Source organism: Bradyrhizobium sp. USDA 326 (assembly GCF_049739485.1).
Lineage (GTDB): Bacteria > Pseudomonadota > Alphaproteobacteria > Rhizobiales > Xanthobacteraceae > Bradyrhizobium.
The window spans coordinates 1,807,020-1,831,902 of sequence record NZ_JBMGQA010000001.1 but is presented as its reverse complement, the minus strand read 5'-3'; the positions used below and the strand labels follow the sequence as shown (position 1 = coordinate 1,831,902).

Here is a 24,883-nt window from a genome sequence, read left to right as displayed (position 1 = left end):
GGAACCGGTTTTCCGAGAAGGGCATGCGCAAAAAGGAAACGTCCCATTCGAGAAAGCGAAGGAGCCGTGGCCCCCGCCCTTCGTCCAACACGGGCCTTTAGGAGAGGAGACGTCAATGTCGAAATCGTTCAGCGCATTCGGCCTTGCTGTGGGCGCCGTGGTGCTCACCTGTCTGCCGGCCGCAGCGCAAACCAAGGTCACCAACGAAGGCATCTCGGCGACCGAGATCGTCATCGGTACGCACCAGGACCTGTCGGGTCCGATCAAGGGCTGGGGCGTCCCGGTCGCAAACGGCATGAAGATGGCAACCGAGGAGATCAATGCGTCCGGCGGGATCAACGGCCGCAAGATTCGGCTGGTCGTCGAGGACAGCGGCTATGACCCGAAAAAGGCCGTGCTGGCTTCGCAAAAACTGATCGAGCGCGACAAGATCTTCGCGATGGTCGGACCGATGGGATCGCCGACGGTGCTCGCCGCGCAGGACATCCTCTTCGATGCCGGCGTCCTGCAGCTCTTCCCGCTAACCGCGGCCGAGTTCACCTTCAAGTTCGATCCGGCCAAGCCGCAGGAACGATTGAAGTTCAACAATCTGCTGCCATACGTCGAGAGCACGCGGGCCGCGCTGAAATACATGATGGAATGGAAGGGCTTCAAGAAGCCCTGCATCATGCATCAGGACGACGAGTACGGTAAGAACGTGCTCGACGGCTTCAATCAGCAGCTCATCGCCATGAAGGCGCAGCCGGCGTCGATCACGAGCTACAAGCGCGGCGCCTCCGATTTCAGCGCGCAGATCGCCAAGATGAAGTCCGACGGCTGCGACCTCGTCGTGCTCGGCACCGTGCTCCGCGAGACCATAGGGGCGATGTCCGAAGCCAAGAAGCTCGGCTGGGACGTCACCTTCCTCGGTGCCACCCCCACCAACGTGATGGAGGTCCCGGCGCTGGGCAAGGAAGCCGTCGAGGGTCTCTATGCCGCCAGCGGCTTCGAGATTCCCTATGAGGACACCGCCAAGGGCAAGGTGAAGGATTGGCTCGTCAACTACAAGAAGATGTTTGGCGCGGACGCCAACACGCAGGCGATCATCGGCTACAACGCGATGATGACGTTTGCGTTCTACGCGAACAAGGCGGGCAAGGATCTGACGGGCCAGAAGATGCTGGACTCGCTCGAGTCGGGCGAGAAATTCCTCGACATCTTCAACTCGCCGCCGACCAAGTTCTCCAAGACCGACCACCTCGCCAACACCATCACCCAGGTGCAACAGGTCAAGGGTGGCCGCTGGGTGCTGGTGAAGGACAATCTGATGTTTTGATCGGTTCGCTTTCACCCTCGCCTTTAAGGGAAGGTGAAAGCGGCCACCTAGACTAGCCCGGCGGTGCCGTGGTTCGCGTCTAGAGCATGATGCGCAAAAGTGCGCAGCGGTTTTCCGGAAAAATCATGCTCAAGCAACAATCCAAAGCGCGGTGACGATTCATCCGGATCTCATCGCGCTTTAGGCAATTGCGGGCCGACTGACTTGTGTCGAAAGCTTCGAGCAGTCAGCGCGTCTCGGCGACCGCCACCGAAACCTGCACCGGCTCGTCGACATACTTCATCACCGCCGACTGGTGGAGCACGAACAGCGGCTGATAGCTCCGCGTCGCGTCGTCCTCGACCATCGCCATGCGGCGATTGTCGAGCATCAGCCAGTGGCCGTCGAGCCGTGCAGCAGCAATCGCGTGCTCCTCGCCGGCGCGGATGTCGCGCACCACGAGGATGCGAAGGTCTTCGGGAGGAACGCCCGCCAGCCGCAGCGCGGCGAGCTTGGCGATGGCATAGTCCTCGCAATCGCCGGCGCCGCGCGCGAAGGTAGCAAGCGGTGAGCTCCAGACGTCGTCGGTGCCGTCATTGGCGGCGTGGATGGCGAGATTGACGGCGCGGTTGATCTCGCCGAGGCGCGCACGGCCGTCGCGGGCGCGGGCCTGGTCGACGATGGCGAGCAGCTTCAGGGCCGCGGGCGAAACGCAATTATCCCGGTCGCCGTCGCAGAGCGCGAGCTGAACCATGTCCCCGTCGAGCTCGTGCTTCAGCGTCGACCATTTGTGCTGGAGGCGGCCGGATGAGATGGCGAAGGCGAACACGCCGAACGGCTCGGCGGATTTGCGCACGAGGACGCCGGCGCCCGGCGACAGCAGCGTGCCGGCGCGAAGCTCGGCGGCCGATCCGAGCAGGATCAAGCCGCACAAGATCAGGATTGCGCGCCAGGCGCGCGAGCGAGCGGCGGTCTCCATCTGACATCCCCTTGCCAGGCTTCGCGAGATCCCTCTCGATCTCGACGTGCCGGGCTTCGTTGCTTTCCCGGAGATAGTGCGAGGCGCGCCGTTTTGGTCTGCTTAACGCGCCCGGCAGGGGCGTCAAAACCGGGTGACAGGCTGAAACAGGCCTGCCCAAATTGCGTAAAATTTTACGATTCGAAAGCTAGGACGGCCTCGTTGCCGCGAAACGGAGCCGGTTGCAGGCATAAGTTGCGGTCGCCGCTGATTTGTTCCCTATGGCTAACAGCCGCTATTTCACGGGTTCTGTTAGTTAGGTCACAGATTTAGTTCCGTCTTTGCCGCAGGATGCTGCAGGGTATCACTCGGAAAAGACAACACGAGTATCTGTCTTGCCGTTTTTACTTTGAACGACTTGGGGTGACCGGGAATGCGGGTATCTAAGCTTCTTTCGACTTCGGAATGCTTGAAAGACGACTTCCGCTCCTCTGGGGAAGCACCGGCCTGCGGCAGCTCTTTTGGCCAAGTGACGCGATATCACACAAGCAATAGGTGGTTTCGCTAAGGACTTGGTAATGCTAAGCAAGCTTAGGTAGCTGATACTTACTTAAATTTTAACCCTTTTACGGTGCCCGGTTGAATTACGCTGGCAAGTTTGACGCCGCGACGTCTTTGGACGGCCAGGGTTCCGGTTCACCTGGCTATGTCCATGCCGGTTCCTTTGCGGCCAAGTCCTTCATCGCAAAGGCGCATGGCCATGTGCCTGATGGCGCATTCGTTGTTCCCGATCCCAACCTGATCTTCAACGGCGAGTTCAAGCGCGCCGGCCTCGATCTCGTGCTGTCCCACGAAGGGCGGGAGTTCGTGGTTCACGATTATTTCAGGGGCGACAAGCGCGCCGCGGTCGCCTCGCCCGACGGCGCCCACCTCACCGGCGACGTCGTCAACGCTCTCACCGGCCATGTCCAGGTCGCCCAGGCCGCACCCGGCGCCGCTGCGGCCCAGGTCATCGGTCACGTCACCAAACTCTCCGGCAGTGCGACCGCTATTCGCAACGGTGTCTCGGTCATCCTGAACAACGGCGACAATGTCGAGAAGGGCGACGTGGTCTCGACCGGCGCCGATTCGACGCTCGGTATCACCTTCATCGACGGCACCGTGTTCGGCCTGTCCTCCAATGCGCGGATGGTGCTGAACGAGATGGTCTACGACCCCAACGGGTCGAGCAACTCCTCGCTGCTCAGCCTGGTTGCGGGCACCATCACCTTCGTCGCCGGCGAAACCGCCAAGCATGGCGACATGAAGGTCGACACGCCGGTCGCCACCATGGGCATCCGCGGCACGGCGGTGCTGACCCAGATCAACTTCGTCGTTCCCGCCGGCGGCGGGGATCCGCAGCCGCAGGCGAGCTTCCAGGTGCTGGTCGAGCCGAACGGGACGACCGGCTCCTACATCCTGTTCGACAAGGTCACGCTGCTGCCGATCGCGACGGTGAACCAGGCCGGCCAGATGATTCAGATCAGCGGCGGCAACGTCTCCATCACCAACGCGCTGATGTCGCCGGAGGTGCAGAAGCTGATCACGGACGTGTTCACGCTGAAATTCACCGACAACAACACCAACACCAAGCTGACCACGAATTTCACCGACACGATCACCCCGATCAGCCTGGACGTGGTGTTCAAGTCGGGAGCCGGCTCCGTCGCAGTCGCGACATTCGTCAATCTCAGTCCGCAGGGACGCGACGCACCCGGCAATTCGACGCAGCAGGCCACCCGTGTTCCCGGCCAGCCGATCGTGCAAAGCTTCGACGCCGGGGGCAACGTAAAGACGGCCTTCGCGCTGACTGAGCGCGCGGGCACAACGGGCGACACGCATGCCGACACGATCACCGGCCTGATCAGATTCGTCGATCAGAACCTCGGCGACCGGCCGACGGTGTCGGTGAGCCTCGCCGAAGCGCCGAACTACGTCTACAAGAGCGCCGGTCAGCAGGACGTCACCGGCTCGCTCACCGAGCTCCAGAGGCAGGGCATCGCGGCGACGCAGATCCAGATCAGCGTCGTTGCCGACCCCGCCAACGAGAACAACGGCTCGGCGATCTGGACCTACACGATCCCCGACAAGGTCTTCGACTTCCTCGCCGCCGATGAAACCCTGACGCTGACCTATATGGTGCGCGTCGACACCAATTTCGTGGTGAACCCCGAGTCCAGGTTCATCCCGATCACCATCACGATCACGGGTACGAACGACAAGCCTACCGTTGCGACGTCGGGTGGCAGCGTCATCGAGCAGGTCGGGACCGGTAACGAGGCTCTGGACGTCATCACCGGCACGGTCACCTTCACCGACGTCGATCTGACGGACCGGCCGATCGTGAGCGCTGAGCTCTCGTCCACTCAGCCGTTTAAATATCTCGATGCGGAAGGCAACGACATCACCGCCACGCTGACGCCGCAGCAACTCGCCGCGATTGCAGCCGTCAAGGTGCCGCTGACGGTGGTGCAGGGTGCAGGGAACGGCAACAACGGCTCGGCTACCTGGACCTACAGCGTTCCCGACCATCTCTTCGACTTCCTTGCCGAGGACGAGAAGCTGATCCTCAATTACGTGGTGCAGGTCGATGACGGGCACGGCGGCATCGTCAGCACGCCGCTCACGGTTTCCATCAATGGTGCCGACGTCAATGTCGAGGGCACCAACGACGTGCCGACGATCATCGAGGACGACACGACCCCGACCGGCGCGGTAACCGAGGACGATGCGGCGGTCACGCTCGTGGCCAACGGTACCATCACGTTCAACGATCCCGATCTCACGGATACCCACACCGCAAGCTTCGAGCTGAAGTCGACGACGTCGAGCGCGCACCTGCCTGGATTCAGCGATGGCACCTCGCATATCGGCACGTTCGCGCTAACGTCGGTGAGCGAGAGTCCCGGCGTCAGCTCGCGAGGATCGGTCGGCTGGACACTTACGATCGACAATAACGACCCGGTGTTGCAGTCGCTGGCCGAAGACCAGACTGTCACGCAGGTTTACACCGTTACGGTCGACGACCATCACGGTGGGACGGTCACCAAAGATGTCACGGTCACCATCACGGGGACCAACGATGCCCCGACCGTCACGAGCCATGAAGACGCGGCGAAGGGCTGTGTCATCGAGGACGCGGGCCCGACACTCTCGATCTGCGGCACACTGGCGATCCAGGATCTCGACCTGATCGACACTCATGCCGCGCAGGCCGTGTTCAAGTCTTCGACGTCGAGCGTACATCTGCCGGGCTTCGACGACGGCACGCCGCTCGGCTGCTTCACGATTGATCCGTCGGTGTACGAATCCAACACCGACACCGACAACGGCGCGACGCTGGGCTGGCATTTCACGCTCGACAACAGCAATGCGGTGCTGCAGTCGCTGGCGCAGGGCCAGACCATCACCCAAGTCTACACCGTCACGATCGACGACCATCATGGTGGGATGGTCACGCAGGACGTCACCGTCACGATCAACGGCGTCAACGACGCGCCGACCGTCACCAGCAGCGCCGCAGATGCTACTGGAGCGGTGACCGGAGATGCCAGTTCGACGTTGTCGATCTGTGGTACGCTGGCGATTCAGGATCTCGACCTGATCGATACCCATACGGCGGATGCCGTCTTCAAATCATCCACGTCGAGCGTTCAGCTTCCGGGCTTCGCCACAGGCACGCCGCTCGGCACCTTCTCGATCGACTGCGCAGTTGACGAGTTCAATACCGACACCAACGTCGGCGCGACGCTGGGCTGGCATTTCACGCTCGACAATAGCAATGCGGTGCTGCAGTCGCTGGCGCAGGGCCAGACCATCACCCAGGTCTACACCGTCACCTTCACCGACGATCATGGCGCCCAGGTCTCTCAGGACGTGACGGTCACGATCAACGGCGTGAACGACGCGCCGACGCTCGGCAACGCCACGCTGGCTGCGATCGCCGGTAACGAGAGCGACCCGAGTGGAGCTGCGATCGCCGATCTCTTTGCGAACAAGTTCCAGGACGCCGATACCGGCGCGGCCTTCAAGGCCATCGCCGTGACGTCGGATGCGGCCACCGCGGCGCAGGGCACCTGGCAGTACGCGCTGGCCGGTACGCATCAATGGGTCGATATCGGATCGGTCAGCGACACGACCGCGCTGGTGCTGAGCCCCGATACGCTGATCCGGTTCGTGCCAGCCAATGGCTTCTCCGGGACGCCGGGCACGCTGGGAGTCCACGCACTCGACGACACCTATACGGGCGCCATCACGACTGATCCGTCGATGGCGACGATTGATCTTTCGGTTACCGGCACCGGCGGCAAAACTCCAGTCTCGCAGGATATCACCACCATTGGCACGGAAGTGACCGCTCCCGCCGGCGGCCCGGTCATCGACACCGAGAGCTTCCAGGTCGAGCACATCGCCGAGAACAGCAACGACATCATCAGCGATCTTGTCGTCATCGACACCGATCCAGGCGCAGCGGCGGACACTTTCACAGTCGCGCTGTCGACTGCGCATCCGGACGTCAGCAGCGTCAGTGTTTATCCGATCACGGGCTCGCTCGATCAGATCAACACCGGCCTCGCCAGCGGTGCCGGTGTCACCTACGACCCGACAGGCGCCAGCACCGACGATTACCCGCAGCCCCCCGCGACCGACCAGATCACGCTGACCGTTGCCGACTCGGCCGGCCACTCCGACACGGTCAACTTCATCTTCGTCAAGGGAGCGAGCAGCCAGGATATCACTCTGGCCGGCGCCGACGGCAAGGACGTCATTTTCGCAACGAACTCGAGCGACACGCTGATTGGCGGCGGCGCCAAGGACCAGTTCGTGTTCGCGCCGACGTCGTCGCAGACCGCGGTTCAGCACACCGTGAACGACTTCGAAATCGGCCTCGACAAGATAGATTTACGGCTGTTCACGAGTATCACGTCGTGGACACAGGTCTCCCAGCTCGCGGAGCAGCAGGGCACCGACACTTTGCTCACGCTCGATGGCAACGACAAGGTCCTCCTGAAGAACACTGTCGCCGGTGATCTCCACGCCAGCGACTTCATCCTTCATGTAGGTTAGAGACTTCCGTCCGGGCACGCGGCCCTTTATTCCGCTTTGATCGCGACAGAAAATCCCTATCCTCTGTCGCCGAGTAGTTCGCCATCTGCGTCATGGCAATCCAAGATCAGACCTGAAGCGGGGCAGGAAGTCCGGTCGAAATGAAACGTCTCAAGATCCTGCGGCGGTGGTTTGCGCGGAAGTTCGGCTTTGCGCGGCTGATGTGCCTTGCGCTGCTGGTTCTGTTTGCCGGCGTTCGCCTCTGGGATCCGCCGCCGATCCAGGAATTGCGGCTGCGCACCTTCGACATGTTCCAGCTGATCGATCCGCGCCACAAGACGGCGCGGCCGGTCACCATCGTCGATATCGACGACAAGAGCCTCGCCAGGCTTGGCCAGTGGCCGTGGCCGCGCACGCGGATCGCCGACCTGATCCAGAACCTCACCCAGAACGGCGCGGTGGCGATCGGCTTCGACGTGGTGTTCTCTGAGCCAGACCGGCTCAATCCGGACCTGGTCGCGGACCAGATGCGCTATCTCGACGATAGCACCCGCGCCAAGCTGCGCGAGCTGCCGACCAACGACCAGATCCTCGCCGAAGCGATCAAGCGCTCGCGCGTGGTGCTGGGCGAGACCGGGCAGCGGGCGATCTCGTCCGAGATCGACAAGTCGCTGCCTTTCACCGGCATCGCGACGGTCGGCGAGGAGGGCGCCGAACGCTTCCTGTTCGAATTCCCTGGCCTGCTCCGCAACGTGCCCGTCATCGAGAAGGTCGCCGCCGGCCGCGGCCTGTTCACCATCAAGACCGAACGCGACGGCCTGATCCGCCGCGTGCCGATGGTGATGCGTGCCCAGGGCCACGTCATGCCCTCGCTCAGCCTCGAGATCCTGCGCGTCGCCACGGGCACGCCGACGCTGCTGATCCGGACCGACAAGACCGGCGTGCGGGCCATTCGCCTCAAGGGCGTCGAGATTCCGACCGATAAGAACGGTCAGCTCTGGGTGCACTATGCGCGCCAGGATCCTTCGATCTACGTCTCGGCGGCCGACGTCCTCGACAACACCGTGCCGCCCGCCAGGCTCGCCGGCAAGCTGGTGCTGGTCGGCACCTCCGCGGTCGGGCTCAACGACATCAAGACCACGCCGGTATCCTCGACCATGCCGGGTGTCGAGATCCACGCCCAGGTACTCGAGAGCCTGCTGAGCGGCGCGGTGATCTCGCAGCCGAACTACGCGCTCGGAGTCGAGTTGCTCGCCGCGCTCATCATCGGCCTGCTCGTCATCATCTTCACGCCAAATCTCGGTCCCGTGCGCCTCGTGCTCGCCGGTGCGATGTTCGCCGCGATCCTGGTCGGCACGTCCTGGTTCTTCTACGCGCAGTACCGCTATCTCATCGACTTCACCTATCCGCTGCTCTCGACCACGGCGATCTATCTGACGCTGATCTTCGCCAGCTTCGTGCGCGAGCAGCGCCAGCGCGTGCAGATCCGCGGCATGTTCGCGCAATACATGTCGCCGGTGCTGGTCGAGCAGCTGGCGCAGTCGCCGGAAAAGCTCGTGCTCGGCGGCGAGGAGCGCGAGATGACGATCATGTTCTCCGACGTGCGCGGCTTCACCACGATCTCCGAGAGCTACAAGCAGGATCCGCAAGGGCTGATCGCGCTGATGAACTGCTTCCTGACGCCGCTGACCGACGTCATCATCGAGCGCAAGGGCTACATCGACAAGTACATGGGCGACGCCATCATGGCGTTCTGGAACGCGCCGCTCGACGATGCCGAGCACGAGCTCAATGCCTGCGAGGCTGCGATTCAGATGCTGGAGCGGATCGACATGGTCAACAAGGAGCGCGAGCAGGAAGCCGCGGATGGCGGCCACGTCTACATTCCGCTCAATGTCGGCATCGGCCTCAACACCGGTATCGGTGTGGTCGGCAACATGGGCTCCGACCTGAAGAAGAACTACTCGGTGCTTGGCGACAGCGTGAACCTGGCGTCGCGGCTGGAAGGGCAGACCAAGGAATACGGCTTCCCGATCATCGTGGGATCCAGGACCGCGCTCGCGGCCAAGGAGAAGTTCGCGATTCTGGAGCTCGACTTCATCATGGTCAAGGGCAAGACCGAGCCGGAAGTCATCTATGCCATCGCGGGCCGCGAGGACGTGATGCATTCGGGCGCGTTCCAGCGCCTGCGCAACATCACCATCGAGATGCTCGGCTGCTACCGCAGCCGCGACTGGCAGGGCGCGCTGGATGCGATCGAGCGCGGCCGCCGCAGCGAAGACGCCGACACGCTGGAGAAGCTGTTCCGGCTCTACGAAGCAAGGATCAAGGATTTCCAGCTCAATCCGCCGCCCGAGGGCTGGACCGGGGCCTATGCGCTGCTGACGAAGTAGCGGTGCGATCGAGGCATCTCCGGTGCCTCACGCTCAGTCATTGCGAGCGCAGCGAAGCAATCCAGAATGTCTCCGCGGATGCATTACTGGATTGCTTCGCTGCGCTCGCAATGACGAGTTTGATGCGCCTGTGTGCGCCAAACATCCGCTTCCGTAGGGTGGGCAGAGGCGCGTCAGCGCCGTGCCCACCATCTCTCCTCGCATTGGTCCGAAGCGGCGGGCGCGCTTGCGCGTTGCCTAGGCAGGGACAGCTGTCTCCGCTCCCGTCACTCCACTCCGATCGTCGTCAGATCCTGGAACCAGTGCTGCGCCTGCACGAATTGCTTGATCTTTGGCGACAGCGCGTGCGGGTTGGTGTCGTGGACGACCCAGACCAGTGCGGCATCGTCCACGATCAGCGCGTGCGCCTGCGCCAGCAGCTCGTCCTGTTTGGTGGCATCGAAGGTCTGCTTGGCCTCGTCGATCAGCGCATCCACCTTCGGGTTCTTGTAGCCGCCCCAGTTGACGCCGACAGGCGCGATCTGCCCGGAATGGAAGAAGCGGACGATGGCATAGAGCGGGTCCGAGGTGACATAGGCGATGTTGTTGGCGGTGATGCCGGCGTTCATCTCGTCGGCCGCCCCCTTGCGCCAATGCGTATAAAGGGTCTCGAGCTCGACGACCTTGAAATCGATGTCGATGCCGATCTCCTTGAAGCTCTGCTGCAGGAATTCGTTCATCGGCAGCGACAGCATCTGTCCGGTGCCGCCCTGCGCGATGATGAAGGTGGTCTTCAGCGGCTTGGCCTTGGAGTAGCCGGCCTCCTCGACCAGCTTCTTGGCTGCTGCGAGATCATATTTCAGCTCGAAGGTCGGTTTGCCGAACCATGGGCTCGACGGATCGACCTGGCCTTTGGCCGGCTTGGCGAGGCCGTTCATCAGGCCGACCACCGCCTCGCGATCGATCGCAAGGTTGAGCGCCTTGCGCAGGCGGATGTCGGTCCAGGGCGAGCCGGGCAGCACGCTGAGGTGATAATTCCAGACATGCGGCGTGACGTTGTCGACGAGCTTCATGCCGGCCGCTTTCAGCTGCGGCACGGCATCCGGCGCCGGCGTCTCGATCAGGTCGACCTGGCCGGCAAGCAACGCATTGGTGCGCGTCAACGCTTCCGGCATCGGCACCAGCACGATCTTGTCGACCTTGGGGATACGCTTCTTGTTCCAGTAGTCAGGGTTCTTGGTCAGCTCGGCGAGCTCGCGCGGCACCAGCTTGGTCAATTTGAAAGGGCCGGTGCCCGAGGGCTGGCTGGCGAACTTGTCCCAATCCTTGCCGAGCTTTTCATACTGCGCCGGGCTCGACACCAGGAACCACAGCATCTGATACGGGAAGAAGGAATCGACCGTCTTGGTGGTGATCTCCACGGTAAAGTCGTCGACCTTGGCGTAGCTCGCGACGGAGGGCAGGCGGGTCTTCACCTGTGCGCTCTGCCGCTTGTCGAATTGCGGCGCCTTGTCGTTGAGCACCTTGTCCAGATTCCAGATCACCGCATCGGCGTTGAACTCGCTGCCGTCGTGAAACTTCACGCCCTTGCGAAGCGTAAAGCGCCACTTGGTCTTGTCGGCATCGTCGACTTTCCATTCGGTGGCGAGGCCCGGCACCAGCTTGCCGGGGCGATCGGCGACATCCATTTCCCAGGCGACCAGGGGATCGTAGATCGTGTAGGCCGTGAATTGGTAAGCGCCGGCGCCGCGATCGGGCTGGCCTGTCGTCAGCGGGATGTCCGCCATCGAGATGCCGTAACGCACCACCGTTTCGGCACGCGCCGAGATTGCGGAAACTGTCAACGCAAGCATGGCGAGACAGGTCGACAGACGAATACGCATGGATCAAAGCTCCAGGGAGGGTCTGGGCCTGGACTTGCAATCTTGATGCCAGAATAGGCAGTGCGCCGATTTCGCCGGTGCGTCATCACAAGTACTTGTCGTCCTGAGGGCAATTTGCAGAATAAGTTTCTCCTTGGCATAGCCATTGCATACGGGTGCATCAAAATTAATCATCGAAAGCCGGAAAAGGATTGAGGCGATGCTTATCAAGAAGAACAAGACCCGCGCGGCGCTGATCGCGCTGTTGGCGCTCGGCAGCGTGGCCGCATGGCCGCGCGCAGTCAGCGCCGAGACCGTGCTGCGCATCGGCATGACCGCTGCCGATATTCCGCGCACCCTGGGTCAGCCCGATCAGGGCTTTGAAGGCAATCGCTTCACCGGCCTCACCATGTACGACGCGCTGACCGGCTGGGACCTGTCCTCTGCCGACAAGGCGAGCGTGGTGATCCCCGGCCTTGCCACCGAGTGGAAGGTCGACGATGCCGACAAGACCAAGTGGGTCTTCAAGCTGCGTCCCGGCGTCACGTTCCATGACGGCTCGCCGTTCAACGCCGATGCTGTCGTGTGGAACGTCGAAAAGGTGCTGAAGCAGGACGCGCCGCAATTCGATGCCAGCCAGGTCGGCGTCACCGCCTCGCGCATGCCGACGCTGGCCTCGGCGAAGAAGATCGACGACATGACGGTCGAGCTCACCACCAAGGAGCCCGACAGCTTCCTGCCGATCAACCTCACCAACCTGTTCATGGCGAGCCCGGCGAAGTGGCAGGCCTTCTACGACAAGGCCGAGGGCGCCGATGCCAAGGCGAAGTCGCAGGCCGCCTGGACCGCGTTCGCCAAGGACGCCTCGGGCACCGGCCCGTGGAAGATGTCGAGCTTCACGCCGCGCGAGCGGCTCGAGCTGGTCAAGAACGCGAACTATTGGGACAAGGCACGCGTCCCCAAGATCGACAAGATGGTGCTGCTGCCGATGCCGGAAGCGAATGCGCGCACCGCGGCGCTGCTCTCCGGCCAGGTCGATTGGGTCGAGGCGCCGGCGCCGGACGCGATCCCCGAATTGAAGCAGCGCGGCTTCAAGCTCTACGCCAACGAGCAGCCGCACGTCTGGCCGTGGCAATTCTCGCGCATCGAGGGCTCGCCCTGGAACGACATCCGCGTGCGCAAGGCGGCGAACCTCTGCATCGATCGGGAAGGCCTCAGGGACGGCCTGCTCGCCGGCCTGATGGTGCCCGCGACCGGCACCTTCGAGCCTGGCCATCCCTGGCGCGGCAATCCCACCTTCCAGATCAAATACGACAAGGCGGCTGCGCAGAAGCTGATGCAGGAGGCCGGCTTCGGCCCCAACAAGAAGCTGACGGTGAAGACGCAGACATCTGCGTCCGGCTCGGGTCAGATGCAGCCGCTGGCGATGAACGAGTATCTCCAGCAGGCGCTGGCCGAATGCTATTTCGACGTGAAGCTCGACGTCATCGAGTGGAATACGCTGTTCACCAACTGGCGCCGCGGCGCCAAGGATCCCAGCGCCAACGGCTCGAACGCGACCAACGTCACCTATGCGGCGATGGACCCGTTCTTCGCGCTGGTGCGCTTCCTGCAATCGGGCATGGCGCCGCCGGTCTCGAACAATTGGGGTTTCATCAACAACCCCAAATTCGACGAGCTGGTGAAGAAGGCGCGGCAGACCTTCGATCCCGCCGCACGCGATGCCGCGCTCGCCGAACTGCATGCGGCCTCCGTCGACGACGCGGCTTTCCTCTACGTCGCCCACGACGTCGGGCCGCGCGCGATGAGCCCGAAGGTGACAGGCGTGGTGCAGCCGAAGAGCTGGTTCATCGACTTCTCGCCGGTGTCGATACAGTAGCTCGCGCCACACGCTCGGTGCACCCTCTCCCCTTGCGGGAGAGGGTGGCTTCGCGAAGCGAAGCCGGGTGAGGGGTCTCTCTCCGCGGATGCGGACCCTTCGATTGGAAAAGTTTCGTCCGCGGTTAGAACCCCTCATCCGGCGCTTTGCGCCACCTTCTCCCACAAGGGGAGAAGGGAAGAAAAGAAACAACGTGCTCGCCTATATCGCCCGACGCATCGTCTATGTCGTCCCCATCGTCATCAGCGTGGCGCTGGTGTGCTTTCTCCTTGTGCACATCACGCCGGGCGATCCGCTCGTCGCGGTGCTGCCGGCCGACGCCTCGCAGGAGCTCGCCGCGCAGCTCCGCGCCGCCTATGGCTTCGACCGGCCGCTGCCGGTGCAGTTCGGCCTGTGGCTGCTTCGTGCCCTCCATGGCGATCTCGGCAATTCCATCGCGACGGGACGCCCGGTGCTCGCCGAGGTCATGCGCGCGGTCGGCAACACCGTGACGCTCGCGATTGCCGCGGCCATCATCGGCTTCACGATGGGCATCCTGCTCGGTTTGATCGCCGGCTATTTCCGCGAGACCTGGATCGACAAGGTCGCGACCTCCTTTGCCATCGCCGGCGTCTCGGTGCCGCATTACTGGCTCGGCATGCTGCTCGTCATCATTTTCTCGGTGCAGCTCAACTGGCTGCCCGCGGTGGGCGCTGGCCCCAGCGGCTCCAATTCCTGGGCCTGGGATTGGGCGCACCTGAAATATCTGGTGCTGCCGGCGATCACGACATCGGTGATCCCGATGGGCATCGTCACGCGCACCGTGCGCGCGCTCACCGGTGACATTCTCTCGCAGGACTTCGTCGAGGCCTTGCGGGCCAAGGGCCTGCACGAGCGCGGCGTGTTCCGCCACGTCATCAAGAACGCCGCGCCCACCGCGCTTGCGGTGATGGGGCTTCAGCTCGGCTACATGCTCGGCGGCTCGATCCTGATCGAGACCGTGTTCTCCTGGCCTGGCTCGGGCTTCCTGCTCAACTCGGCGATCTTCCAGCGCGACCTGCCGCTGCTGCAGGGCACGATTCTGATCCTGGCGCTGTTCTTCGTCTTTCTCAACCTGCTGGTCGACATCGCCCAAGCCGCGATCGACCCGCGCATCAAGCGGGGCTAGCCGATGAGCGAGCTTCCGCTTCACGCCACCGCCGATGCCGCGCTGCAGGCCGCGCCCGCGACCAAGGCGCGCGGCTATTGGGCGACCGTCGGCCGCCGCATCATGCGCGACAAGGTCAGCATGGCCTGCGCGCTGGTGCTGCTGCTGATTTTCCTCTCCGCGGTCCTTGCGCCATGGCTGGGCCTCGAAGATCCCTACAAGGGTTCGATGATCCGCCGCCTGCGCCACATCGGCACGCCAGGCTATCCGCTCGGCACCGACGAACTCGGCCGCGACATGCTGGCACGGCTGATCTATGGGGGGCGGCTGTCGCTGGTCATCGGCATCCTGCCCGTGATCCTCGCCTTCTGCATCGGCACCTCGCTTGGCATCATTGCCGGCTATGTCGGCGGCAAGCTCAACACCGCGATCATGCGCACGGTCGACGTGTTCTACGCCTTCCCCTCCGTGCTTCTGGCGATCGCGATCTCCGGCGCGCTCGGGGCCGGCATCCTCAATTCCATCGTGTCGTTGACCGTGGTGTTCGTGCCTCAGATCACCCGCGTCGCCGAGAGCGTCACGACAGGTGTGCGCAACATGGACTTCGTCGAGGCCGCGCGTGCCTCCGGCGCCGGGCCCTTCACCATCATGCGCGTGCACATCCTCGGCAACGTGCTGGGTGCGATCTTCGTCTATGCCACCAGCCTGATCTCGGTCTCGATGATCCTGGCGGCCGGTCTGTCCTTCCTCGGTCTCGGCACAAAGCCGCCGGAGCCGGAATGGGGCCTGATGCTGAACACGCTGCGCACGGCGATCTACGTCAACCCCTGGGTCGCAGCGTTGCCCGGCGCGATGATCTTCGCGGTCTCGATCTGCTTCAACCTGCTCTCGGACGGCCTGCGCAGCGCCATGGACATCAGGAACTAAGCCATGAGCGAGAATGCCTCCATCGAAATGCTCGAACAGGTCGAAGATCGCGGCGGCGTCGCGCAGCCGCTGCTGCAGGTCAACGGGCTGAACAAGCATTTTCCCGTGCGCGGAGGGCTGTTCGCCGCAAGGCGTACCGTGCGCGCCGTCGACAACGTCTCCTTCGCCATCGCCAAGGGCGAGACGGTCGGCATCGTCGGCGAATCCGGTTGCGGCAAGTCCACCACCGCGCGGCTGCTGATGCATCTGATGCCGCGCGACGACGGCGACATCATCTATGACGGCATGACCGTCGGCCAGTCGCTGAGCTTGCGCGAATTGCGCCGCGGCATGCAGATGGTGTTCCAGGACTCCTACGCCTCGCTCAATCCGCGCCTCACCATCGAGGAATCGATCGCCTTCGGCCCCAAGGTGCACGGCATGGCCGACGCCACGGCACGTGCGCTCGCGCGCGAGCTGCTCGGCAAGGTCGGCCTGCGTCCGGAAACCTTCGCCAACCGTTATCCGCACGAGATCTCCGGCGGCCAGCGGCAGCGCGTCAACATCGCGCGGGCGCTGGCGCTGTCGCCGCGGCTGGTGATCCTCGACGAAGCCGTCTCCGCGCTCGACAAGTCCGTCGAGGCGCAGGTGCTCAATCTGCTCGCCGATCTCAAGCGCGAGTTCGGCCTGACCTATCTGTTCATCAGCCACGACCTCAACGTCGTGCGCTACATCTCGGACCGCGTGCTGGTGATGTATCTCGGCGAGGTCGTCGAGCTCGGTCCGGTCGACCAGGTCTGGGACGCGCCTGCCCATCCCTACACGCGCGCCCTTCTTGCGGCGATGCCGTCATCGGATCCCGACAAGCGCACCGAGACGCCGCCGATATCGGGCGACCCGCCCAATCCGATCGATCCGCCCTCGGGCTGTCGCTTCCACACCCGTTGTCCGTTTGCGGAGCCGCTCTGCGCAAATGCGACACCAAAGCTCACCGCGCTCGATAGTATGGGCCACGAGGCTGCGTGCTACATGGCGATACCGGGTTCAGGCCATAGCCGCGCGCCCAGGGAGAAGACCGCATGACGAGACCGACACCGAAAGACATCAAGCCGATCGCGCTGGTCGCGGGCGTGCCCGTGGACGACGAGATCGCAACCCGCATCTCCAATGCCATCGGGCCTGCCTTCGAGGGCTTCGCGGCCATTGCCGGCACGCTGCCGTTCGACCTCGAGCCCGCCGGCTATGTGCTCGCGCAGACGCAGAAGGTGTCGAAATGAGCACCGAACCCGCATTGATGACGCTCACCGAGGTCGCGCGTGCGATCGCAATGAAGCAGCTGTCCTCGCATCAGGCGACGCGCGCGCTGCTGCACCGCATCGGGCAATGGCAGCCGCACCTCAACGCGTTCATGTCGATCGAAGCGGAGGCTGCGTTGAAGGCGGCCGATGCCGCCGATGCCGAGCTTGCCAAGGGCAATGTCCGTGGTCCGCTGCACGGCGTGCCGCTCGCGCACAAGGATATGTATTACGACGCCGGTCACGTCGCGACCTGCGGCTCGCTGATCCGGCGCGACTTCGTGCCGACGGTCACCTCCACCGCCTTGCAGCGGCTGAAGGATGCCGGCCAGGTTCGCCTCGGCACGCTGCATCTGGCCGAATTCGCCTATGGCCCGACCGGGCACAACGCCCATTACGGGCCGGTGCGCAATCCCTGGAAGGTCGCGCACATCACCGGCGGCTCCTCGTCCGGCTCGGGCTCGGCGGTGGCCGCGCGGCTGACCTATGCAGCGCTTGGCTCGGACACCGGTGGCTCGATCCGCATGCCCGCGCATTTTTGCGGCGTCACGGGACTCAAGACCACCGTGGGCCGCGTCAGCCGCGCCGGTGCGATGCCGCTGTCGCAATCGCTCGACACCGTCGGGCCGCTCGCCCGCACCGCCGAGGACTGTGCGCTGCTGCTGGCCTTGATGGCCGGCGCCGACCCCGCCGATTCCACCTGCAGCCAAGAGCCGCTGTCGGATTATGTCGGCGCGACCAAGGGCTCGTTGAAGGGCCTGAAGATCGGCGTGCCCACGTCCTTCTACGTCGACGATCTCGACAGCGAGGTCGCGCGCGTGCTGGACGAGACCATCGCGGTGCTCAAGCGCGAGGGCGCCGACATCGTCAAGGTCGAGCTGCCGGACCAGCGGCAATTGTCCTCGGCCAGCCAGCTCGTGCTGGCGGCCGAAGCTGCCGCCTTCCACAAGCGCTGGATGATCGAGCGTCCGCAGGACTACGGCGCGCAGGTCCTGATGCGGCTCCAGAACGGTCTCGCCGTTCCCGCCATCACCTATCTCGAGGCGATGCGCTGGCGCGGCCCGGCGCTCGCTGCGCACAATGCGGCCACTGCCGGTGTCGACGCGATCATCGCTCCGGCCTCGCCCGTGCCGGCGCCCACGATCGAGGAGAGCGATGTCGGCGGCGGTCCGAACGCACCGGCCATGGTGCAGCGCCTGACGCTGTTCACCCGACCGGTGAATTTCCTCGGCCTGCCGTCGCTGACGGTGCCGTCAGGCTTCACCAAATCCGGCCTGCCTGTCGGCATGCAGCTGATCGGGCGCTCCTTCGACGAGGCGACCCTGCTCACCATCGGCGCCGCCTTCCAGCGCGCCACCGACTATCACGACCGTCTGCCGAAGCTGCCGTCATGACCAATCTCGTCGAGATCTCGGGCCTCAACATCCGCTTCACCGGCGAGCGCACGGTCTATGCCGTAAACGATCTCAGCCTCTCGCTGGGGAACAGCGAGGTGCTGGGCCTGCTCGGTGAATCCGGTTCGGGCAAGAGCGTGACCTTGCGTGCGCTGATGCGGCTCTTGCCGAAGAAGCGGACGCAGATCACGGGCAAGGTCAACGTGCTGGGGCAGGACGTGCTCGCCATGAACGACGAGCAGCTCTCGTCGTTCCGCGGCCAGACCGTGTCGATGATCTTCCAGGAGCCGGCGCTGGCGCTCGATCCGGTCTACACCATCGGCGCGCAGATCGCCGAAAGCGTGGTGCGCCATGAAGGCAAGAGCTTTGCGGAAGGGAGGGCGCGGGCGCTCGAAATGCTCGAGGTCGTACGCATCCCTTCGGCCAAGCGGCGTCTCGACGCCTATCCGCACGAGATGTCAGGCGGCATGCGTCAGCGCGCGATGATCGCGCTTGCACTCGCCTGCCGGCCCAAGATCCTGCTGGCGGACGAGCCGACCACGGCGCTCGATGCCACCGTGCAGATCCAGATCCTCCTGCTGCTGCGCGAGCTGCAGCGCGAGTTCGGCATGTCCGTCATCTTCGTCACCCACGACATCGGCGTTGCCATCGAGATCTGCGACCGCGTCGCGGTGATGTATGCCGGCCAGATCGTGGAGCAGGGCACGCTTCGCGACATCGTCCGCTCGCCGGTGCATCCCTACGCCAAGGGCCTGCTCGCCTCGACCATCCACGGCGCCAAGCGCGGCGCCCGCCTGGAGACCATTCCCGGCACCCCGCCCTCGCTGGCGGAGAAGCCGCACAATTGCTCCTTTGCTCCCCGCTGCAAGCTCGCAATGCCGCGCTGCCTGGAAGGGCTGCCCGCGAATGTCGAGGTCGGACCGGGGCGGGCGGCGAGATGCGTGCTGGCGGAGCCGGTCACCGTGGTGTCATAGTCCCGGATGAGTTGAGCTGGAGCATGATCCCGGCTGCGCGAGCCACACCGCCAGTATTCACACCTCATTCATTCCGGTTCCCGTTCCATGGCTCCGGTCACGGAGAGGGACCTCACTCATGTACATTTCCAACGAAGGCCTGGTGGTCATCCTGTTCGTCGGCCTGGTCGCCGGCTGGCTTGCTGGCAAGGTGGTGCGCGGGACCGGGTTCGGAATCATCGGCGACATCGTGGTCGGCATCGCCGGCGCGCTGGTGGCGAGCTTCCTGTTTCCCAAGCTCGGCATTCGTCTCGGCACGGGGCTCGTCTCCGAAATCGTCTACTCCGCCATCGGCGCCGTCATCCTGCTGGTCGTCGTCCGCCTGGTGCGTGGCGGGGGCAGGTTCTAGCCCCGCATTCGGCTGGCCGGAACTTTCAACCTCGCGATTTCCCGGAAGAGGCTGAAAGCCTGCAAGAAAAAGCCGCAAGCCTGTGAAATTCCGGACTTGCGCGGGAGGCCATCAGGGGTAGATGTGGCCCATCAGGGCTCTGGATGAGCTCGGCTGCGTTGGACGCCGGGCGAACACGATGTTAATCCGGGGCGAGTACCCTGAATTGCCCGTGAAATCAGGGGCCTTGCCCCCTAGCCGAAAGAGATCAGACTGATGGCAGCCATCCCTGGCGTCCGCCGTTCAGAGCTCGGTGACGCCTTGCGCGCTTGTCGCACGGCGTTCATCGGCGTCGGCTTGATGAGCTGCATGATCAACCTGCTCTATCTGACCGGGTCGATCTTCATGCTGGAGGTCTACGACCGGGTGCTGCCGAGCCGCAGCATCCCGACCCTGATCGGCCTCATCATCCTCGCCAGTTTCCTCTACATGGCACAGGGCGTGCTCGACATGATTCGCAACCGCATCCTGGGGCGGATCGGTACCTCGCTCGACGAAGCCCTCAACAAGCGCGTGTTCGACACCATCGTGCGCCTGCCGCTCCTGGTCGGCAGCCGCAACGAGGGCCTGCAGCCACTGCGCGATCTGGACAATGTCCGCTCCTTCCTCGGCGGCTTGGGTCCGAGCGCGTTCTTCGATCTGCCCTGGCTGCCGCTCTATCTCGCCATCTGCTTCGCCTTCCACGTCCTGATCGGCGTCACCGCGCTGGTCGGCGCCATCATCCTGGTCGGCCTGACGCTGGTCACCGAGTTCATGTCCCGCCAGCCGGCACGCGAGGCGATGGGGCTCGCCGCCCAGCGCAACGATCTCGCCCAGGCCAGCCGCCGCAACGCCGAGGTGATGGTGTCGATGGGCATGGCCGGACGGATGAACCAGCGCTGGAGCGAAGCCAACGAAAAATATCTCGCCGGCAATCAGCGTGCGAGCGACGTCGCTGGCGGTCTGGGTGCAGTCGCAAAGGTGCTGCGCATGATGCTGCAATCGGCCGTGCTCGCGGTCGGCGCTTATCTCGTCATTCACCAGGAGGCGACGGCGGGCATCATCATCGCCGGCTCGATCCTCTCCGCCCGCGCGCTCGCGCCGGTCGATCTCGCCATCGCGCATTGGAAGTCCTTCGTCGCGGCACGCCAGAGCTGGCACCGCCTCACGCGCCTGCTGGAGCAGATGCCGGCGCAGGCGATGCCGACCCAGTTGCAGGCGCCCACCAGCCGGCTCTCTGTCGAAGGCCTCGCCATGGTGCCGCCCGGCGACCAGCGCCTCGTGGTGCAGGACGTCACCTTCGCGCTCGCCGCCGGCAACGGCCTCGGCGTGATCGGCCCGAGCGGCTCCGGCAAGTCGTCATTGATCCGCGCGCTGGTCGGGGTCTGGCAGCCGGTGCGCGGCAAGGTGCGGCTCGACGGCGCGGCGCTCGATCAATGGTCGTCCGACATGCTCGGCCGCCACATCGGCTATCTGCCGCAGGACGTCGAACTGTTCGGTGGCACCATCGCGCAGAACATCAGCCGGTTCGATCCCGGGGCGACCTCCGAGGACATCATCGCGGCTGCGAAAGAAGCCGGCGTGCATGACATGATCATCAAGATGCGCGAGGGTTACAATACCCAGGTGGGCGAGCAGGGCGCAGCGCTCTCCGCAGGCCAGGCGCAGCGCGTGGCGCTGGCGCGCGCGCTCTACGGCAAGCCCTTCCTGATCGTGCTCGACGAGCCCAACTCCAACCTCGACACCGAAGGCGACGAGGCGCTGACCCGCGCCGTCCGCGCTGCCCGCGAGCGCGGGGCCATCGTCGTCGTGGTGGCGCACCGCCCGATCGGCGTCGAGGCGGTCGACCAGATCCTGGTGCTGCGCGACGGCCGCATGCAGGCGTTCGGCCCCAAGGAGCAGGTGCTCGCCCAGGTGCTGCAGCCGCGAGCGACGCCGCCGGCACCGATCAAGATCGTCAGCGAAGGCGGAGTGGCCAAGTCATGAGCACAAAGTCCATGAGCACAAAGTCATGAGCACGATGGCCATCGGCGGCCCGAAGCCGGCCGCGAAGAAGACCGTGCGCGACTCCATCAAGTTTCACCTGATCCTCGGCCTCGCGATCGTGCTGGTCCTGGTCGTCGGCCTCGGCGGCTGGGCGTCGACCGTCTTGATTTCCGGCGCGCTGATCGCGCCGGGGCAGATCGTGGTCGAATCCAACGTCAAGAAGGTGCAGCATCCGACCGGCGGGGTGGTTGGCGAGGTGCGCGCCCGCGACGGTGATCTGGTCAAGGCCGGCGACATCGTGGTGCGGCTCGACGACACCGTGACCAAGGCCAACCTTGCCATCGTCACCAAGAATCTCGATGCCGCGCAGGCGCGTGCGGCGCGATTGCAGGCCGAGCAGCGCGGCCTCGACAGCATCGAGTTTCCGCAGACGCTGCTCGAGCGTACCAGCGATCCCGACGTCAAGGTGCTGCTCTCGGCCGAAACCAAGCTGTTCGACGTCCGCGTCAACGGCCGCACCGGGCAGAAAGCGCAGCTGCGTGAGCGCATCACGCAGCTCAACGAGGAAATCTCCGGTCTCAGCGCCCAGGAGAAGGCCAAGGACCAGGAGATCGCGCTGGTGCAGAACGAGCTCACCGGCGTGCGCGAGCTCTATGAAAAGCGCCTGGTGCAGATCTCGCGGCTGACCCAGCTCGAACGCGACTCGGCGCGTCTCAACGGCGAGCGCGCGCAGTACATCGCCTCACGCGCCCAGGCCAAGGGCAAGATCACCGAGACCGAGCTCCAGATCATCCAGATCGACAAGGACGTGGTCAGCGAGGTCTCCAAGGACCTGCGCGAGACCAACGACAAGATCGGCGAGCTGATCGAGCGCAAGGTCGCGGCCGAAGACCAGCTCCGGCGCGTGGACATCCGCGCGCCGCAGGACGGCATGGTGCTGCAATCGACCGTGCACACCGTCGGCGGCGTCGTCACGGCCGGCGATACCTTGATGCTGATCGTTCCGCAGGCCGACGATCTCCAGGTCGAGGCCAAGGTCAATCCGGTCGATATCGACAAGCTTCAGATCGGCCAGAAGACGCTGCTGCGCCTCTCGGCGTTCAACCAGCGCACCACGCCGGAGCTCAACGGCGTCGTCAGCCGCGTCTCGCCCGACGTCACCACCGACCAGCGCACCGGCCAGGGCTACTACACCATCCGCGTCTCGATGCCGGCCGAGGAGGTCGCCCGGCTCGGCGACGTCAAGCTGATTCCCGGCATGCCCGTGGAAGCCTTCGTCCAGACCGGCGACCGCACCATGCTGTCCTACCTGATGAAGCCGCTGCACGACCAGCTGATGCGGGCGTTCCGGGAGAAGTGACGCGCGAAAGCGCGTCATCTTTCCTCGTCATTGCTTCGCTGCGCTCGCAATGACGACTTGGCTACGATCCTGCTATAGTGCGCTTGTTTCAAGCAAAGCGGCGGTCGAATCATGCAATCCCCACCTTCCATCGCCACCGAATCCCTCACCGACGCGAGCCTCGCGGTTGCCCGCCTCGAAGAGATCTACGAGCGCAACACCAAGTTCCTGCGCGACCGGTTCGAGGCCTATGTCAATGGCGAGACAGTCACGACGCGAATGCGGGCCTATTATCCCTTTGTCCGCATCACCACCGCGACGCATGCGCGGCTGGATTCGCGTCTGTCGTATGGCTTCGTCGCGGGCCCCGGCGTGCATGAGACCAGCGTGACGCGGCCGGATCTGTTCCGCAGCTATCTCACCGAGCAGATCGGATTGCTGATCCAGAATCACGGCGTGCCGGTCGAGATCGGCGAATCGGCCGAGCCGATCCCGATCCACTTCGCCTATCGCCGCGACATCAATATCGAGGCCGCCATCACCACCAGCGAGAACTCCGCCGTCACGCGGTCGCTGCGCGATGCGTTCGACGTGCCTGATCTCGCGACGATGGACGATGCGATTGCCGACGGCACCTTCGAGCTCCGGCCGGGGGCGCCCGAGCCGCTGTCCCTGTTCCGCGCCGCCCGCGTCGATTACTCGCTGCGCCGGCTCTATCACTACACCGGCACCGATCCCGAATATTTCCAGAACTTCGTGATCTTCACCAATTACCAGTTCTATGTCGACGCCTTCGCGCAACTCTGCCAGCAGCGGCTTCAATCCGGCGAGGCGGGCCTCGACGCTTTCGTTGCACCCGGCAACGTCGTCACGCGCGCCGGCGGCGCGACGACGGGTGTTGCCCCCGCGCGCGCACCGCAGATGCCGGCCTTCCATCTGGTCGAGGCCGGCTATCGCGGCATCACGCTGATCAACATCGGCACCGGTCCCTCCAATGCGCGCAACATCACCGACCACGTTGCGGTGCTGCGGCCGCACGCCTGGCTCATGCTCGGCCACTGCGCGGGACTGCGCAACACGCAGCGGCTCGGCGACTACGTGCTCGCGCATGGCTATGTGCGCGAGGACCATGTGCTCGACCGTGAGCTGCCGCTGTGGGTGCCGATCCCGGCGCTCGCCGAGATGCAGGTCGCGCTCGAGGAGGCGGTCGAGGATGTCACCGGCCTCGAAGGTTTCGAGCTGAAGCGCCTGATGCGCACGGGGACGGTGGCGAGCGTCGACAACCGCAACTGGGAGATTTCCGGGCCTGAAGTGATCCGCCGCCTGTCGCAATCGCGCGCGGTCGCGCTCGATATGGAATCGGCCGCGATCGCCGCCAACGGCTACCGTTTTCGCGTCCCCTACGGCACGCTGCTTTGTGTCTCCGACAAGCCGCTGCACGGCGAGATCAAGCTGGCCGGCATGGCCAGCGAATTCTACCGCCGCCGTGTCGGCCAGCATCTCGAGATCGGGCTCAAGGCGCTGGAGCGGCTCAAGCGGCAGGAGTCCGAGCGCCTGCATTCGCGAAAGCTCCGCAGTTTCGCCGAAGTCGCGTTCCAGTAGGTCCGGGCCCCCCTTCATCCCTGCTGACAAGCCGGAGAATTTTCCGCATTGTGCGCGAGGGGGGCGACCGGGACGCTTTCAATGCCGCTGACGCGCGACAGGATCATCGGCCACGACCTCGAACGGCTGGCCTTCCGCTTCACCATGCTGAACGATGGCGAGGTCGTGCATTGCCAGATCAGCGACGCCGCGATGGACGAGCTCGCGGGCATGCAGGGCACCGAAAGCAGCGCCCGTCAGGCACAATTCCTGTCCCTGCGCGAGACCATCGAGCGGATCGCATCAGATCTCTACGACGAAGCACCGCGGGTGAAGGGGTATGTGGTGCGGATTTTCACGCGGCATTTGGGACGGTGAGATGGAACGTCACGACGAGCACCGTCCCTCGCCGTCGAGGCTCCCCTT

At 64.3% G+C, this 24,883-nt stretch carries 17 protein-coding genes; 15 read left to right on the top strand and 2 right to left on the bottom strand.

Annotated elements, in window-relative coordinates:
* Positions 1-115: 115 nt before the first annotated feature.
* On the top strand, positions 116-1,315 hold the full coding sequence (locus tag ABIG06_RS08750) for an ABC transporter substrate-binding protein (protein WP_370135623.1): 1,200 nt from the start codon (positions 116-118) through the stop codon (positions 1,313-1,315).
* Positions 1,316-1,541: 226 nt separating this feature from the next.
* Here the strand turns inward: ABIG06_RS08750 and ABIG06_RS08745 are convergent, their stop codons facing one another.
* Positions 1,542-2,273, bottom strand: coding sequence for a transglutaminase-like cysteine peptidase (locus ABIG06_RS08745; RefSeq protein ID WP_370135622.1), 732 nt, complete (start codon positions 2,271-2,273; stop codon positions 1,542-1,544).
* A 618-nt stretch (positions 2,274-2,891) separates the two neighbouring features.
* On the opposite strand from ABIG06_RS08745, the gene ABIG06_RS08740 reads away from it, so the two are divergent.
* A complete protein-coding gene (locus tag ABIG06_RS08740) occupies positions 2,892-7,358 on the top strand; it encodes a VCBS domain-containing protein (protein ID WP_370135620.1) in 4,467 nt (1,488 codons plus the stop codon).
* A gap of 140 nt (positions 7,359-7,498) precedes the next feature.
* Positions 7,499-9,730: a CHASE2 domain-containing protein gene (locus ABIG06_RS08735; protein WP_370135619.1), complete on the top strand. Its 2,232-nt coding sequence runs from the start codon at positions 7,499-7,501 to the stop codon at positions 9,728-9,730.
* A gap of 266 nt (positions 9,731-9,996) precedes the next feature.
* On the opposite strand, the gene ABIG06_RS08730 is transcribed toward ABIG06_RS08735, so the two are convergent.
* Positions 9,997-11,592 carry an ABC transporter substrate-binding protein gene (locus ABIG06_RS08730; RefSeq protein ID WP_370135617.1) on the bottom strand — a complete coding sequence of 532 codons (1,596 nt, stop codon included), beginning with the start codon at positions 11,590-11,592 and terminating at the stop codon, positions 9,997-9,999.
* Between the two features lie 199 nt (positions 11,593-11,791).
* Here ABIG06_RS08730 and ABIG06_RS08725 point away from each other — a divergent pair, with 199 nt between their 5' ends.
* The 12 genes from ABIG06_RS08725 to ABIG06_RS08670 all read left to right on the top strand — a co-directional run bounded on the left by ABIG06_RS08725 (position 11,792) and on the right by ABIG06_RS08670 (position 24,835).
* The gene (locus tag ABIG06_RS08725) at positions 11,792-13,450 is read left to right on the top strand and encodes an ABC transporter substrate-binding protein (RefSeq protein WP_370135614.1); all 1,659 of its coding nucleotides are present in this window, start codon (positions 11,792-11,794) and stop codon (positions 13,448-13,450) included.
* Between the two features lie 193 nt (positions 13,451-13,643).
* The gene (locus tag ABIG06_RS08720) at positions 13,644-14,597 is read left to right on the top strand and encodes an ABC transporter permease (protein ID WP_124159364.1); all 954 of its coding nucleotides are present in this window, start codon (positions 13,644-13,646) and stop codon (positions 14,595-14,597) included.
* Between the two features lie 3 nt (positions 14,598-14,600).
* The gene (locus ABIG06_RS08715; protein WP_370135613.1) at positions 14,601-15,503 is read left to right on the top strand and encodes an ABC transporter permease; all 903 of its coding nucleotides are present in this window, start codon (positions 14,601-14,603) and stop codon (positions 15,501-15,503) included.
* A 3-nt stretch (positions 15,504-15,506) separates the two neighbouring features.
* Positions 15,507-16,565 carry an ABC transporter ATP-binding protein gene (locus ABIG06_RS08710; protein WP_424578255.1) on the top strand — a complete coding sequence of 353 codons (1,059 nt, stop codon included), beginning with the start codon at positions 15,507-15,509 and terminating at the stop codon, positions 16,563-16,565.
* On the top strand, positions 16,562-16,759 hold the full coding sequence (locus ABIG06_RS08705; protein WP_028179607.1) for a hypothetical protein: 198 nt from the start codon (positions 16,562-16,564) through the stop codon (positions 16,757-16,759). The genes ABIG06_RS08710 and ABIG06_RS08705 overlap by 4 nt, the downstream gene beginning before the upstream one ends.
* Positions 16,756-18,171, top strand: coding sequence for an amidase (locus ABIG06_RS08700; RefSeq protein ID WP_370135609.1), 1,416 nt, complete (start codon positions 16,756-16,758; stop codon positions 18,169-18,171). Before ABIG06_RS08705 ends, ABIG06_RS08700 begins: the two co-directional genes overlap by 4 nt.
* On the top strand, positions 18,168-19,145 hold the full coding sequence (locus tag ABIG06_RS08695) for an ABC transporter ATP-binding protein (protein WP_370135606.1): 978 nt from the start codon (positions 18,168-18,170) through the stop codon (positions 19,143-19,145). Before ABIG06_RS08700 ends, ABIG06_RS08695 begins: the two co-directional genes overlap by 4 nt.
* A gap of 118 nt (positions 19,146-19,263) precedes the next feature.
* Positions 19,264-19,533: a GlsB/YeaQ/YmgE family stress response membrane protein gene (locus tag ABIG06_RS08690; protein WP_124159359.1), complete on the top strand. Its 270-nt coding sequence runs from the start codon at positions 19,264-19,266 to the stop codon at positions 19,531-19,533.
* 255 nt (positions 19,534-19,788) lie between these two features.
* Positions 19,789-21,537 (top strand): type I secretion system permease/ATPase, encoded by a 1,749-nt coding sequence (locus ABIG06_RS08685; RefSeq protein ID WP_424578254.1) that lies wholly within the window; start codon positions 19,789-19,791, stop codon positions 21,535-21,537.
* 25 nt (positions 21,538-21,562) lie between these two features.
* Positions 21,563-22,897, top strand: a complete 1,335-nt coding sequence (locus tag ABIG06_RS08680) for an HlyD family type I secretion periplasmic adaptor subunit (protein ID WP_124159357.1) — start codon at positions 21,563-21,565, stop codon at positions 22,895-22,897.
* 111 nt (positions 22,898-23,008) lie between these two features.
* The gene (locus tag ABIG06_RS08675; RefSeq protein ID WP_370135600.1) at positions 23,009-24,478 is read left to right on the top strand and encodes an AMP nucleosidase; all 1,470 of its coding nucleotides are present in this window, start codon (positions 23,009-23,011) and stop codon (positions 24,476-24,478) included.
* 81 nt (positions 24,479-24,559) lie between these two features.
* Positions 24,560-24,835, top strand: coding sequence for a DUF1488 family protein (locus tag ABIG06_RS08670; RefSeq protein ID WP_370135597.1), 276 nt, complete (start codon positions 24,560-24,562; stop codon positions 24,833-24,835).
* Positions 24,836-24,883: the final 48 nt, after the last annotated feature.